This window comes from Streptomyces sp. NPDC050619, assembly GCF_040654815.1.
GTDB lineage: Bacteria > Actinomycetota > Actinomycetes > Streptomycetales > Streptomycetaceae > Streptomyces.
This window is the reverse complement of record NZ_JBFAIR010000047.1, coordinates 25398-38697: the sequence shown is the minus strand read 5'-3', so window position 1 is coordinate 38697 and position 13300 is coordinate 25398. Positions and strand designations below refer to the sequence as shown.

Below are 13300 nucleotides of genomic sequence, written 5' to 3'. Positions count from 1 at the left end.
CCCTTCCTACATCGGATCGTTGTCGGCACCTTTGAGCAGCTGAGCCTCATGGGAGGCGAGCAACGCCTCCAGCGCACCGGTGGCACCGCCGAGCAGGTTGAACATGCCGACCTCGGCGGCGAGCCTGCCCATGCCGCCGTCACGGAACGCCTCACCGCCCACCAGGTCCACGCATCCGGCGACGATCGAGGTCACCGCCCTGGCCGAGGACGCCTTGAGCGCCATGCGCTCCCGCGGCCCGGTCGGTGCCCGCCGTTCCCCGGCGCACATCGCGTCCAGGCCGCGCCATTGCGCCATCAACGCGGCGAACCTGGCCCGTACGACCGGGTTGTCCCACAGAACTCCGCCGGCGCTCGCCCTGCCGCGCAGGTGGTCCCGCGCTCCGCGCAGCGCGCGTCGGCTCAGCGACCTGGCCCAGAACGTCATCATCAATCGCTCGTTCGACGAGGCGAGGGCCATTTGGGACAGCGCCCGTCCCCGGGGACTCATGAGGTGGTCCTCGGCGAGCGCCACCCCGTCGAGGCGGATGTCGGCGAGCCCCCCACCGGCGAACCACTCGGTGGTCGACGGCGTTCGCACGACGCCCGACGCGTCGAGAGGGACGAGCACCCAGCTCATGCCGAGCAGGCCGCGGCCGGGCAGATCGTGCAGGAGGACCATGGCGTAGTCGGCGTGCAGGCCGTTGGAGACCCACGACTTGGTCCCGGCCAGCACGATGCCGTCATCGGTTCGGCGGACCGTGCCGCGGGTCGCCAGCAGGTCCGACCCGGAGACGTCCGGCTCGGTGGTCGCCACGCACACCATCGTCCGGCCGCCGAGGATGTCGGCCAGAATGCGGGCGACCCGCGGATGGTTCGGGGCGATCGAGCGCAGCAGGGGGATCGTGGCGCCCACCTGAACGCCGACCGACATGGTCGTTCCGGTCGGCAGGACGGAATCGAGGGCGGTGATGAGCGAGTCCAGCCTGCGAGCGTCGTCGGCCGGTGCCGACGGTTCCCGCGCGAACAGCTCGCGAATGAGCCCGGCGGCGCCGAGGTCTTCCCACACACCGCGCGCGTCACGGGCCGGATCCGCGGCGGCGGCCACGCGCGCGCCGAACGACGCCTCCTCAACCATGGGCGCCACCCGTGACACGGTCACCGTGTTCCTTTCGGGCCGGCCGGGCCAGCCGGGCCAGCAGCGTGAGGCCGCGGTGCCGCTCCTCCTCGTTCCCGATCAACTCGGCGCCGAAATCCGTCACTCCCAGCGTGGCGAGGGCGGCCAGCTGTTCTTCCACGTCGTCCTCCGTGCCCACGATGGTGACGTCCGAAGGCCCGGCCACGTCCTCACGATCGAGCACGGCCCGATAGGCGGGCATGCGCGCGTAGGCGGCGTAACGCCGGTCCGCCTCGCGGCGGGCAGCGGCCGGCTCGTCCGTCACGCACAGCGGCAGGCCGACAGCGAGGCTCGGCGCCGGCCGGTCAGCCTCCTGTGCTGCCGCGACGAGCCGCGGCGCGATGTGCGACGCGAGGGTGCGTGGACCCGCCAGCCATGTGATCGCGCCGTCGGAAAGCGAACCGGCCACGTCGAGCATGCGTGCTCCGAGCGCGGCGACGAGCAGTCGCGGAGCCGGCGCGGGGGTGCCCACCGGGCCGACCGTCGCGGCGAACAGCGTCTCCCCGCGGAAGGACACTCTGCGCCCTTCGAGCAGGGGGGCGAGCGCGGTCACGTACTCGCGCAGGTGCCGGACGGGCCTGTCGTAGGACAACCCGTAGCGGCCTTCGACGATGCTGCGATGGGAGACGCCGACCCCGAGGGTCAGCCGATGGCCGACACAGGCCTGCGCCGTGAGCGCCTGAGAGGCGAGGGCGATGGGATGCCGTGGATAGGTGGGAACCACCGCCGCCATCAACTCGATGTCGGGCACCCGCCCGCCCAGCGCGGTAAGCAGGGTGAGCGTGTCATAGCCGACGGTCTGCGAACACCAGGCGGCATCAAGGCTGTGAGCGCGCAAATCTCGTAGTTGGTCGGTAACACTGGATAGGGAAGCCGAGTTGTCCAGAATCACTCCGAACCGCATTGGGCGATATTAGCGTTCGCGTGGCGTCGATGGCGAGCACGGTCACGTCAGATCTCGACTTCGAGAGCGAGATCCTTGCAACGCTGAATGACGTGGTTCACCCAGATATGCGGCGCCTCGGGGGAGAAGGACCGCATGGTTTCCATGGCCCAGTAGTCCTCGAAAGACAGTGCCTTGGGCTGGGTCTCCCGGAATCGTCTCGCGCGCCATTTCTGAATGCGGGAACCGAAACTCCCCTCGCTCTCCAGCAGGGCGTCCACCGTGTGGCCCAGAGCCTTGCGGGCGGACAGCACGGCGCTGTCCCAGTCCCCGGCCGCCAGTTGGCCGGCCGCGTCCTCGATCGAGGAGTCGGCCTCGGCCAGCGAACGGGTGGTCACCAAGGCGCGGAACGCCGACTCGCTGACCGCCCGCTTGTACTGCGCCAGCCGGGCCGAGCCGCCCAGCGCCAGGCAGGTGCTCAGGCGTTCCAGGAAGAGCTCTTCCGTCTCCACCAGGGCCTTGGCGGGGGCGGACGCCTCTTCGAACCGCTCCCAGGTGACCTTGCTGATCATCTGGTCGACCTGTGTCTCGGCCCAGTACTTGATCTCCCAGCGACGGCCGCTCACGTGCAGGACGACCGCCGGCACCACGGACGGCTGCAGGGGTACGGCGATGACGCGCGAGGCATCACGTACCCAGGGCGTGCGGGTGATGACGTTGAAGTCGTAGTCACTGCTCTCGTTGGCCCAGCCGCGGGCGACGGAGCCCACACAGCAGACGGCGACGTGATCGGTCGGCAGCAGACTCCGGCGCTCCATCTCTTCCAGACACCCGGTCAGACGCATACGGGTTCCTCTTCTTCCGCCTTCTTTCCGGCCGTCGTCGTCCCCACGGGCTCACGGTCGACCGATGTCCGGCTTGGTCTCGATCCGCCGCAGGGCGGGCGCGGACCCGAACAGCCGGGCGGTGAAGTCACCCCCGTCGTGCACCCGGATCACGGGGTTGAGGCGCTTGCCCCTGCCGGGCGGCGGTGGAACGGGAACGACGGCCGGGGGAAGTCCGCCCCGACGCAGGCGTTCCTCGGCGAGGGCCGCGACGGCGTCGGCCCACTGCTGTACGGCGCCGGGAGTGTGCGGGCCGCCGCACGACTCCCGGATGCGGTCCCACAGGCCCGCCTCGCTCCACTGGGCGAAACGGCGGTGGGCGTTCTGCCATGACACAGAGAAAGTCCTGGGCAGCGCCCGCCAGGGTTCCCTGCTCACCAGTACGTAGAGAATCGCCGCGAATACGGCTTCCTCGTCGACGCGTTGGGTGCCGCCGCCTTGCGGACGCACGACCGGGCTGGGCAGATAACGACGGGCAAGCGGCCAAAGGATCATCGGGGAAAGCCAGGCGAACCGACCGGCGCCGGGCCCCGTCAGGGATTGCACCAGTGGAACAGAGCCATCGGCGGTGGGGAGTTCGGAAGAAAATGGAGCAGGCGTTAACTCAGGAGCCAACAGTTCCCCCGGTCTTCCGGTTCCAGGCATCACGCCGTGGAACGTTGTCTGCATGAGGGGACGATTCATTGAAATTACGTGCAGCCGCCACAAGGCGTCAAGAATTGCCGACGGAGACGCCGGCGTCTGCCAGGACGACTACTTGACTGGCACACCACCCATCGTCAGCCTGACCGTATGCCACCGGAACTCCTTCTCCTCGAGCGGGTCCCCGTCGATATGGCTCATACGGCGAGCCCGCGCTGTCCGGGCTGTTGAGCAGCCACGGACCCCGCTCGTCCCCCGCGCGGGAGGACAACTCCATGACGGCCACACCCGACCTCGGCGCCCGTACCCCTCAGCTCGCCTCTCCCGACCTGCTGCGCTCCGCCTTCCGGCGGCACGCCGCGGGAGTCGCGGTGATCACCGCCCGCTGTGACACGGGTCCGGTCGGCTTCACCGCCAACTCCCTCACCTCCGTCTCCGTCGAACCCCCGCTGCTCTCCTTCGGTATCAGCACCGGCGCCTCCAGCTGGCCGGCGATAGCGGAGACGGACCACATAGGCGTCCACGTACTCGGCGACCACCAGCGGAGGCTGGCCGCCACCTTCGCCAGGAGCGGCGCCGACCGCTTCGGCGCGCCCACCGCCTGGCACGAGGGTCCGGAAGGCGTCCCGGTGCTCGACGACGTCCTCGCCTGGCTGGTGTGCCGGGTCGTGCGGCGCGTGCCCGCCGGCGACCACCACATCGTGCTGGCCGAGATCGTGCTCGGTGACCCCACCGGCCCCGGCCGCCCGCTCCTTTATCACCAGGGTCGCTTCAACGGCCTGCGCGACTGATCGGCGGACGACGATCGACCTCGGAGGGAGTTCTCCGCATGACCGTGCTCAGCCCTGATGAATCTCAGCCCAACTGCTCGTTCTGCCAGAAGAGAAGAGACGAAGTCCTGAACATCGTCTCCGGACCGGGCGTCCATATTTGTGACGGCTGTGTGGAGCTGTGCGTCGAGGCGGTGGCCGAGGCGAAGAAGGGCAAACTGACGACTCGAGCGCGCGAGCTTCCCAGACCGCGCGAGATCAGCGCGTTTCTCGACACCTACGTCGTCGGCCAGGAACGCGCCAAGAAATTCCTCTCCGTGGCCGTCTACAACCATTACAAACGCATACGCTCGGACGACGCCGCCGGTCGCTCCGCCGACGACGACGTCGAACTGGCGAAGTCCAACATTCTGCTCCTTGGGCCGACGGGTTCCGGGAAGACCTTGCTCACGCAGACCCTCGCCCGGATCCTGGACGTGCCTTTCGCCGTCGCGGACGCCACCGGACTCACCGAGGCCGGGTATGTCGGCGAGGACGTCGACGCCATGTTGCTGAAACTGCTCCAGGCCGCGGACAACGATCCCCGAAAGGCCGAGACGGGCATCATCTACATCGACGAGATCGACAAGATCGCCCGCAGGGGGGAGGGCCCGGCAGTCTCGCGGGACGTCTCCGGAGAGGGCGTGCAGCAGTCGCTGCTGAAGGTGCTCGAAGGATCAGTCGTGACCGTGCGGCCGCACAGCCGAGGTGCCGGCCCGGTCCAGGGCAGCCGCAGCCGCGCGGCTCAGGACGGTCTTCAACTGGACACCACCAGCATCCTGTTCATCGTCGGCGGAGCTTTCCCTGGGCTGGAAGAGATCATCGAGGCGCGCACGGGCACGAAGGGCATCGGCTTCGGCGGCAGCGTCCGGTCCCGCCAGGAGCGGGTGGCGGAGAACCTCTTCGACGGGGTGATTCCCGAGGACCTGGTGAAGTTCGGGATGGTTCCCGAGCTGATCGGCCGGCTGCCGGTGATCACCTCGGTCGCGCAGCTGGACCGCGATGCCCTGTTGCGTATCCTCACCGAGCCCAGGAACGCCCTGGTGCGCCAGTACCGCAGGTTGTTCGAACTCGACGGTGTGGAGCTGGAGTTCGAGGAGGCGGCGCTCGAGGCGGTGGCCGACCAGGCGCTGAGTCGCGGCACCGGAGCCCGCGGGCTGCGGGCGATCCTGGAGGACGCCCTGATCTCCGTGATGTACGAGGTGCCTTCGCTGGAGGGAACGGTGCGGGTGACGGTGACCGAACAGACGATCCTCGACGGCAGGGAGCCGCTGCTCGCCTTCCGGTAGCGGCCTGTCGGAGCAGCGAGGCGGTCATGCGACGACTTCGGCGACGCCGTAACCGATGAGCTGCGCCAAGAAGGCGGTGACATCGTCGATCGCCTGCTCCACCGAGACGCCGTAATCCTCGGCAAGATCCACCGCGATCTTCCGCACCGTGGAAGTGCCGTCGAGCCGCCGGAAAATATCCTCTGCGACTTTGTCCAGTTCCAACGTCTGGTACTGCACGGCGATGTAGAGCCGACCTCGGTAGTTCCGTACCCGGATATCCATTCGACGACGCAGAATGCTACCGGCCGTCAGCCCGGTTTCCCCCATGGGTATCTCCACCTCAATCGACAGATTCCGGATATTCTGCGAACCGCTGTCGGCGCGGGAATATCCGCCACCGGATGAAACCGTAGTGAAACTCTGCCACCTTGAGGAGGCTTGGCTTTCTTGGATGACGCACTGATACGACACGTGTTGCGCGAGGTCGGCGTCGAGGAGCTGATGGCCGATGTCGGCCATGTCGGCGCGTTCGATCGCTACCAGGCATCGCTCGGCCTCGAACGGGCGGCCGACACCGTGGCGGAGGCGGCTGACAGGGCCGGGCTGGACGAGGTGGTGGTCGAGCGCTTCGTGGCGGACGGGCGGCCTCAGTGGTGGACCTTCCGCGCGCCGGTCTCCTGGACGCCGGTGACGGCCCGTCTCACCCTGTACGCGGGGCCGGGCCCGGACTGCGCCGAACTGCTCAGCACCGATCACGCCGAGCAGCCTTTCGCGGTGGCGACCTACTCGGCGTCCACACCCCCGGGAGGCGTGGTCGCCCCGCTGGTACGGGTTTGCGGCGACGAGCCGATCGGTCCCGAGTTCGCCGGGGCCATCGCCGTCGTGGAACGGCCCGCCTACGGACGCGGCGGTCTGGTGGCCGAGCTGGCCGCGGCCGGGGCGCTGGGGCTGGTGACGGACGCCCCCTCGAAGGGGGAGAGCGGTCAGGCGCACCCGGGCCGCATCGAACTCGCCCCGGATGCCGTGCTGTTCGCCTTCAGTCTCACCCCACAGGCGTTGCGCCGTACCGCGGCCGCCGCCGACCGCGGCTGGTGCGCCCGTGCGGAGATCGCCGTCGACCGGACGGCCGGGATGCCCGTGGTCAGTGGGGTACTGCCCGGCGACGAGAGCGGACCGGAGATCTGGCTGACAGGGCACCTGTGCCATCCGCGCCCCGGCGCCAACGACAACGCGTCCGGCGTCGCCGCGCTGCTGGGCGTCGCGCGCACCCTGGCGCGGCTCCGGCGGGCGGACGCGCGGTACGGCACCCGACGCCCGATCCGCTTCTTCTGGGGCCCCGAGTACCTGGGCAACGCGGCGGTGCTGCACAGCCGTTCGGGTTCGTCTTCGGGTCCCGGACGGCCGCTGCCGGAGGCGTTGATCAATCTCGACATGGTGGGGGAGGACCAGGAGCGGTGCCGTTCACCGTTCGTGGTCGAGCGGCCACCGGAGACCACACCCACCCTCCTCGGGCCACTCGCCGAGCATGTTGTCGAACGGGTGTTCAGGGCCACCGCGGACCGTCCCGGCAGGTGGACCGCGTCCCCCTTCCTGGGCTTCTCCGATCACGCGCTCTATGCCGACCCCTCGGTGGACCGGCCCGCCGTCCAGTTCTGTCATCCGGCCGACCGGTTCAACCACTCCGCGGCCGACTCGCCGGACAAGGTGTCACCGGTGGAGATGCTCCGCTCCACCGCCGCCGCGACGGTGCTGGCGTACACCCTCGCGTCGGGCGGCCCTGACCCCGCCGCGCTGGCCGGCGTCGTGCGGCGTTGGTGCCGGCGCGAGCAGGAGGTCGCGCGAGGTCTCCTCCGGGAGCGGGACGACGAGTGGAGTCGCGGGTTGTACGACCACGTTCAAAGGTGGAACGCGACACTGCTGGCGCTGGCGCTGACCGGTGCGGCTCCACAGGACCGCCTCGGCCCCGCCGACCGCGACCTCGGGCGACCCGTACGGGCTTGCTGGGACGGCCCGCTGAATGTGCGGGCCATGCTGAGCGCACTGCCCGCCGCGACTCGTGCCGTTCTCGACGGGATGATCGCCGACGACAAACGGCACCTGTCCGTGCTGTTCAACCTGGCCATCCGGGCGGACGGCCGGCGCGACCGGGAGACGATCACCGGGCTGACGTCGTTCGGCTTCCGCCGCCCGCTGCCGCGGGAGGCCACGGACCGGCTGTTCGACGCGCTGCTCGCATCCGGCTGGCTGGCCGAGGTCTGAGGCCGGGCAGCACCACGCTCCCGGACGGCTCGGCCGGCATGGGCCGGCGCGGCCGGGTCATCGCCATGTCGACAGAGGCGTGTACAGCTCGGCGTCGAGAGCCGATCCGTGGTCGTGGGTGTACGCCGGGTCGGTGACGAAGTCCTCCGCGAGCGCCACCAGGCTGATCGGGCCGATGCGCGCCCGACCCGGGGAGCCGGGCGGCAGCAGCGTGTCGGAGTCGACCAGGCGCACCGACGCCGGCAGCCGGCGCCTCAGCTCCGCCGTGAGCCGGTCCTCGGAGCCGGGCGCCGGATAGATCCAGCGGATCCGGCCGGCTCCTCCCATCACGAACCCGTGGCGGCGGCTCGCCGTATCAAGCAGCTCCGCCAGGCCGGGATCGTGGCGGGTGGGCGTCAGGCCGTGGTCCGAGTGGGCGAGGACGAGGAGGTCGCGAGCGGTGAGTTCGAGGGCGACCTGTTCGAGCCCGCGCAGGCACTCCCGCACATGCGCGTCGTAGCCGTGGTGGTGAACGTGCCGGTCCAGTTCGATGTAGCACCACACGAGACACGGACCCGAGTCCCCGTGCCGGGCCAGCGCCGCGTCGATCGCGGTGCGGACCTCGCTGCCGACCGCCGCCGGCGAGGGCGCCCGGTACGCGTCGCCGCCGTCCATGGCGAAGCCGGCCGGAGAGCCCGTGTAGAAGCGGTGTCCGGTCACCGGGACCGCGTCCCGCAGCAGCACGTCCCGCCAGGCACAGTCGTACGCCTCCAGGTCGCCGAGCACGGCCAGCGGCAGATAGCCGTGGAGCCGGGCGTCGCTGAACACGTTCTCGCGGACGGTCGTCAGGTCCGGCCCGCGGTAGTCGAAGACGTTGATCAGGTCAGAGGCCGATCGCACGGGCGCGGGCCGGGGCGTGAAGACCACCCCGGGCACGGCGTGCGCGCTCACCGGAGCGCCGGTGAGGCTGCTGAGCCAGCCGGCCGAGGACGTGGTGGGCAGCACCGACTCGACCCGTTCCGTCCGTGCCTTCGTCCACGTACCCGCGGCTGTCTCGTACGTCAGTCCGTCCACGGCCAGGACGACCACGTGGCGTCGGCTGCCGGTCCGCGCCTCCCGCTCGACGAGTTCGGTGACCCGGCCGCGGAAGGCCGTGGCCGGCAGGGCTAGGGGGCTACTGATGGATCTCCGTGGGGAAGGAGCGGCGTTCGGTGCGTGCTCTCGGCGTGCCGGGTGCAGGCCCTCGTACTGGATGTACTTGGGTCTGTGCCCGGTGCGGCGAGAGGGCGTGCCGGGCGTCGCGACGCCGCGGAGATCCATCAGAAGCCCCCTAGGGCCGTCGGTGTCACGGCAGGTGCCTCAGCTCGGCGACCTGGACGCGGGACGCGGCCTCCTCGGCCCAGCGCGCGGCGATGTTCAGGACGTAGCTGTTCGAGTGCGGCCTGGCCGCGCTGAGCTGGAAGACGCGCAGGCCCTCCACCGGCCCGCCGAGGAAGGTGAGTCTCGGCTCGACCGTGCCGTCCCGGGTCACCGGGTGGAAGTCCCGGGTGAGGTCGAGGGCACCCGGCACGTGGTCCGGCTCCACGCCGTCACCGGGCAGGCGCCACGGCCGGGCCAGGCCGTGCCGGATGACGTTGCGGTACAGCGGTGACGTGTCGAGTTCCGGCGTGAAGGGGTGCACCCGCGCCTCGACGACCGTGTCGACGGTGTGCGTCACCCCGGTGCGGCGGCCCCGTACCTGGAACACCGGCCCCGCACCCGGTGTCACCTCGGGGTCGGGGCCGGTCGAAAGGTCCAGCAGGCCGCTGTCGACCAGCGCGACGAGCTTGCGCGCCGGCTCCAGGCCGGGGCCGTTCGAGAGCCGGTTGTAGTGCCGGAGCCCGTGGCTGGTGAATCGCCGATGGGAGTGTGCGGTGAGCCCGCCGTGGTCGATCGCCGCACCGAAGACGGAGCGAAGGTCCCGCCAGACGCCGTCGCACGCGGCCTTGACCGGATCCCGCAGGTTGCCGAGCAGAGCCCGCGCCAGATCCTGCCGAAGATGCTCGGCGACCAGCGCGTGCCAGTCGGCGCCCGGTACGGCGGCCTCGGCGGGCAGCGGGTCCAGGATCCGCCGCCAGTCGAAGGCCGCTTCGCGACCGTCCGTCGCGTGCTCCGCGATCAGGGGCTCGATGAGCCAGTCGGCGGCGTCCTCCCCGCGCGGGCCGTCGCCCGCGAGGAAGCGCCGGTACCGCGGTTCAGCGCGTTCCCTCAGCTGTGGCCCGCTGCCTGGGCCGAGCAGCGTCATCCGATGAACGAACGCCATCTCCAGAACGACGAGCGGAAACAGCTGCCGGTCGAAGTCGAGTTGCGGCCTGCCCCCGCCGTGCGGGGCCTGCCCGACGCTCCGGCGCAGGTCGTCGACCGCCGACTGGGTGAAGAAGACAGGCCGGTGTTCCAGGGTCGCCGGATCGGCGATCTTCTCGTTCAGCGGCCTCGTCCGCACCGGTACACCACTCGGACTCACCCCGACCATCAGGGCGGGCTCCCGGCCGCTCGGGACGTACCGCAGACCGTGCGGTACGACGCTGGAGTCCGGTACGAACACTCCGCCGCGGCCTTCGGTCAGGTGCAGGACGACATCGATCGAGGTCAGTCCGAGGCCGCGCACCACCACGCGCCCGCCCACCGGGACCACCCGCTCGTCGAGCCGGTCCCGCAGCGGATACGGACACGACACATGCCGGGCGCCCGGGTGGAGCCGGGCGTGCTCGGCCAGCACCGCCTCGGTGGATCCCGGCGCGGGGCGGTTCCACGCATGACCGGTGACGAACAGCACCTGGTCGGCCACCGTGTGCGCCGGCGCCGACCCGGCCGCGGTGGCGCCGCTGACGGTGAACCGGCCGTCCGGCGAGGGCGCGACATCGGTGACCTCCGCCCGCCGCACCTCCACCGTCACCTGAGGCACTGAGCGCAGTCGCTCCACATACCGCTCGAACATCTCCCGCAGCGCCTGCCCGTGCACATGCCGTCGCGGCACGTCGTACGGCCGCAGGTCGTAGTCCGGATGCCCGGTGGAGGCGTACTTCTCCCGGCACCATTCCAGGAACGTCGGCCGCGACGGCTTGGGCAGCAGCCGCACGGGAGGCATGTTCGACTCGTCCGGGGCGAAGGCGATCTGGCCCGCCACCCGGTTGAGATAGCTGGTCGTCGCCTGCCGGTCGTCGTGCACCTCGCCGGCCCCTGGCGCCCCGCCCCGCTCGAAGACGGTGATGCGGACCGAGGAGGTCAGGGACCGCCCGCGCAGCGTCGAGGCCAGGTGCGCGAGGGCGTAGGTGCACATCGGCCCGCCGCCGACCACGGCGATGTGGTGTCCGGGACGCTTGGTCGACATCGGCCCCTCAGCTCGTCGGGACGGCGCCACTCAGCATCTTCTGGAACCTCCGCAGCAGCGGGAAGGGCACCGACCGCTCCACGTGGAAGCCCAGCTGCTCGTTGAACGTGTACTCCACGGGGTGCTTCGCGCTCAGTTGCGACAGGCCGCGCGCCACCTGTTCCAGGTAGCCCGGGAACTGCGACTGCATGGCGTACACCACGCTGTAGTAGAGGTTCCGCCCGAGGGAGAAGCACGGGTAGCGGGCGTCGTAGTTCTCCAGGGAGAACTTGGGGAAGCAGCCGTCGATGATGCGCTTCGGGCACAGCCACAGCGGGTAGACGAGCGTGGTCTCGCCGATCTTCCGGGCCGGGAAGCCGGCCGGATCCATGCCGCTCGTGACGCGATAGAGGTTCTCGCACACGATGTCCTCCAGGTTCACCCCGGTGGAGATGTACGAGGTGCCGAGATCCCGGGCGGCCTTCGACAGCGCGAGCCGGATGAGGAGGGTGCCGAGGAACTCGAAGTCGTCGCCCTGGAACTCCTGCTCGAAACGGTCGATCAGGTCCAGCGAGTCGCCCGGGATCCCGAGGAGCTGCTTCACCTCGTCGGCCTCGACGACGGTCAGATCGAGCCCGTACTTCTCGCACAGGGCCTCGGCGCGCGGGACGCCGGCGTCCCAGTCGGGGATGCCCTTGAGGATGACCGGGTGGACGACGATGTCGTGGTCGGCCAGCTGGCTGAGTCCGTACAGCAGCGCGTTGCTGTCGCCGCCCCCGCTGACCCCGACCACCAGCCGGGCGCCCTTCGGGACGTGAGCGCGTACGGTGTCGCCGACCCGGTCCGCGATGATCTGGCGGCACTCCTCGGGGCTGAGTTTCTTCAGGAAGGACTCGGCCACGCCCTGTTCGTTGTCGAGCCGCTGGTAGATGTACTCGGTCGCCTCGGAACCCGGCTGATCGCTTTCGATCGTCTTGAAATTCTCGACGGAGAAGTTGAACGGGTTCACGTTTCGATTGAAGTACAGAAGAATCTCGGCGGTGTCCTCGAAATCCCCGAGCCGCATGTCGAGCGACGGGCAGAGCCGGGGGGTGTCTCCTGCTTCCGGCAGCACATAGGCCGCCACGGCGGACCACGGGACCTGGTTCCGGCGCAGGATGTCGATCAGGCGCTCGTCGCGTGCGCCGGACAGCGGCTGCCGCCCGTGAGCGGTGACGACGGAGACGGTGGGAAGGGCGCGGGAGGCGGAGTCCGTGTGCATGATCATCCCTTCGGGTGGCCCGGTCCGGGCGAAGAGCGGGTGGACCGCCTGAAGCGGCGGCCCACCCAGGAGACTTACTACTGAGCGCCGGTCTCGCAGCTGGCGCCGGTGATGACCTCGAGGCCGTGCTTCGAGGCCGGTACGAAGGCACCCGCGGTACGGAACTCCTCCAGCGCGCGAACGCTGAGGGTTGCGTGCTCCGCGACGTCACCGGAAGGAATGAGCTCGACGAGCTCGTTCTTCAGGTTGAAGTTGCTGCTCTGAACGGCGGTGGAAACTGCCTGCGGCATGCGACCACTCTCCTTTCTCGGGCGGGACTACTTCCCGCCGGAAAATGAGAATATTCATATGCTGTGCGTGACTGTCAAGAAGCTATTTGTCTCTCGTGGTATTGGTGCAATGCTTTGCCGTCGCAATGACTTTCAAGAGATGACAAAGAAGCGTCTCAGGTGATTGCGGGCCTCCGGTGGGTGGAAGGAATGTGCTTGGATGGCAACGACGAGAGTTCCGTTCTCCGTGCACGGAAAATCGGAGGTGATCCGGTGAAAGTCGACGATCCACCCCGCGAAGGAGCCGCCGAGCCGTTGGGGGCAAACCTGACCCGTCGCGAACGCGAAGTGCTGCGTATCCTTGGTGAGGGATTGCCGAACCGCGGTATCGCTCGACGGCTCGGTATCGCAGAGAAAACCGTGAAGAATCATCTCGCGTCGATCTTCGTGAAGCTCGGCGCGCAGGGCCGCACCCAGGCCGTGCTGCTGGCCATTCGAATGGATCTGATATAGCTCCTTCGCGGCGGGGCCCGCCGGCG

The 13300-nt window shown here is 69.6% G+C and carries 13 protein-coding genes; 4 read left to right on the top strand and 9 right to left on the bottom strand.

Annotated features, from left to right (window positions below; genetic code table 11):
- Positions 1-6: 6 nt before the first annotated feature.
- Genes AB0I77_RS46450 through AB0I77_RS46435 form a run of 4 tightly spaced genes read right to left on the bottom strand, consistent with a single transcriptional unit; the run spans position 7 to position 3417 of the window.
- Complete coding sequence (locus tag AB0I77_RS46450; protein WP_363289033.1) at positions 7-1116, bottom strand: acyl-CoA dehydrogenase family protein; 1110 nt, start codon at positions 1114-1116, stop codon at positions 7-9.
- On the bottom strand, positions 1109-2059 hold the full coding sequence (locus tag AB0I77_RS46445; protein WP_363288983.1) for a TIGR03564 family F420-dependent LLM class oxidoreductase: 951 nt from the start codon (positions 2057-2059) through the stop codon (positions 1109-1111). The genes AB0I77_RS46450 and AB0I77_RS46445 overlap by 8 nt, the downstream gene beginning before the upstream one ends.
- Before the next feature lie 47 nt (positions 2060-2106).
- Positions 2107-2883 (bottom strand): nucleotidyltransferase domain-containing protein, encoded by a 777-nt coding sequence (locus AB0I77_RS46440; protein ID WP_363288981.1) that lies wholly within the window; start codon positions 2881-2883, stop codon positions 2107-2109.
- Between the two features lie 51 nt (positions 2884-2934).
- Entirely contained in the window at positions 2935-3417 is a 483-nt protein-coding gene (locus AB0I77_RS46435; protein WP_363288980.1) for a transposase, read from the bottom strand.
- Positions 3418-3839: 422 nt separating this feature from the next.
- On the opposite strand from AB0I77_RS46435, the gene AB0I77_RS46430 reads away from it, so the two are divergent.
- Positions 3840-4355: a flavin reductase family protein gene (locus tag AB0I77_RS46430; protein WP_363288979.1), complete on the top strand. Its 516-nt coding sequence runs from the start codon at positions 3840-3842 to the stop codon at positions 4353-4355.
- A gap of 38 nt (positions 4356-4393) precedes the next feature.
- On the top strand, positions 4394-5662 hold the full coding sequence (gene clpX, locus AB0I77_RS46425) for an ATP-dependent Clp protease ATP-binding subunit ClpX (RefSeq protein ID WP_363288978.1): 1269 nt from the start codon (positions 4394-4396) through the stop codon (positions 5660-5662).
- A gap of 24 nt (positions 5663-5686) precedes the next feature.
- On the opposite strand, the gene AB0I77_RS46420 is transcribed toward clpX, so the two are convergent.
- Positions 5687-6163, bottom strand: a complete 477-nt coding sequence (locus AB0I77_RS46420) for a PqqD family protein (RefSeq protein WP_363288977.1) — start codon at positions 6161-6163, stop codon at positions 5687-5689.
- On the opposite strand from AB0I77_RS46420, the gene AB0I77_RS46415 reads away from it, so the two are divergent.
- Positions 6146-7903, top strand: coding sequence for a M28 family peptidase (locus AB0I77_RS46415; RefSeq protein ID WP_363288976.1), 1758 nt, complete (start codon positions 6146-6148; stop codon positions 7901-7903). The two genes, AB0I77_RS46420 and AB0I77_RS46415, sit on opposite strands and share 18 nt — an antisense overlap.
- Before the next feature lie 57 nt (positions 7904-7960).
- Here AB0I77_RS46415 and AB0I77_RS46410 read toward each other — a convergent pair whose 3' ends face one another.
- The 4 genes from AB0I77_RS46410 to AB0I77_RS46395 all read right to left on the bottom strand — a co-directional run bounded on the left by AB0I77_RS46410 (position 7961) and on the right by AB0I77_RS46395 (position 12782).
- The gene (locus AB0I77_RS46410; RefSeq protein WP_363288974.1) at positions 7961-9202 is read right to left on the bottom strand and encodes a hypothetical protein; all 1242 of its coding nucleotides are present in this window, start codon (positions 9200-9202) and stop codon (positions 7961-7963) included.
- A gap of 25 nt (positions 9203-9227) precedes the next feature.
- Entirely contained in the window at positions 9228-11252 is a 2025-nt protein-coding gene (locus AB0I77_RS46405) for an FAD/NAD(P)-binding protein (RefSeq protein WP_363288973.1), read from the bottom strand.
- A 7-nt stretch (positions 11253-11259) separates the two neighbouring features.
- Positions 11260-12492, bottom strand: a complete 1233-nt coding sequence (locus AB0I77_RS46400; RefSeq protein WP_363288972.1) for a hypothetical protein — start codon at positions 12490-12492, stop codon at positions 11260-11262.
- Between the two features lie 77 nt (positions 12493-12569).
- Positions 12570-12782 carry a hypothetical protein gene (locus tag AB0I77_RS46395; RefSeq protein ID WP_363288971.1) on the bottom strand — a complete coding sequence of 71 codons (213 nt, stop codon included), beginning with the start codon at positions 12780-12782 and terminating at the stop codon, positions 12570-12572.
- Between the two features lie 195 nt (positions 12783-12977).
- Between AB0I77_RS46395 and AB0I77_RS46390 the strand changes: the two genes are divergently transcribed.
- On the top strand, positions 12978-13274 hold the full coding sequence (locus AB0I77_RS46390) for a response regulator transcription factor (RefSeq protein WP_363288970.1): 297 nt from the start codon (positions 12978-12980) through the stop codon (positions 13272-13274).
- Positions 13275-13300: the final 26 nt, after the last annotated feature.

Coding starts and splice junctions, on each gene's coding strand:
- AB0I77_RS46450 (WP_363289033.1), bottom strand. CDS start 1,116: ATGGTTGAGGAGGCGTCGTTCGGCGCGCGCGTGGCCGCCGCCGCGGAT.
- AB0I77_RS46445 (WP_363288983.1), bottom strand. CDS start 2,059: ATGCGGTTCGGAGTGATTCTGGACAACTCGGCTTCCCTATCCAGTGTT.
- AB0I77_RS46440 (WP_363288981.1), bottom strand. CDS start 2,883: ATGCGTCTGACCGGGTGTCTGGAAGAGATGGAGCGCCGGAGTCTGCTG.
- AB0I77_RS46435 (WP_363288980.1), bottom strand. CDS start 3,417: ATGATCCTTTGGCCGCTTGCCCGTCGTTATCTGCCCAGCCCGGTCGTG.
- AB0I77_RS46430 (WP_363288979.1), top strand. CDS start 3,840: ATGACGGCCACACCCGACCTCGGCGCCCGTACCCCTCAGCTCGCCTCT.
- clpX (WP_363288978.1), top strand. CDS start 4,394: ATGACCGTGCTCAGCCCTGATGAATCTCAGCCCAACTGCTCGTTCTGC.
- AB0I77_RS46415 (WP_363288976.1), top strand. CDS start 6,146: ATGGCCGATGTCGGCCATGTCGGCGCGTTCGATCGCTACCAGGCATCG.
- AB0I77_RS46420 (WP_363288977.1), bottom strand. CDS start 6,163: ATGGCCGACATCGGCCATCAGCTCCTCGACGCCGACCTCGCGCAACAC.
- AB0I77_RS46410 (WP_363288974.1), bottom strand. CDS start 9,202: ATGGATCTCCGCGGCGTCGCGACGCCCGGCACGCCCTCTCGCCGCACC.
- AB0I77_RS46405 (WP_363288973.1), bottom strand. CDS start 11,252: ATGTCGACCAAGCGTCCCGGACACCACATCGCCGTGGTCGGCGGCGGG.
- AB0I77_RS46400 (WP_363288972.1), bottom strand. CDS start 12,492: ATGCACACGGACTCCGCCTCCCGCGCCCTTCCCACCGTCTCCGTCGTC.
- AB0I77_RS46395 (WP_363288971.1), bottom strand. CDS start 12,782: ATGCCGCAGGCAGTTTCCACCGCCGTTCAGAGCAGCAACTTCAACCTG.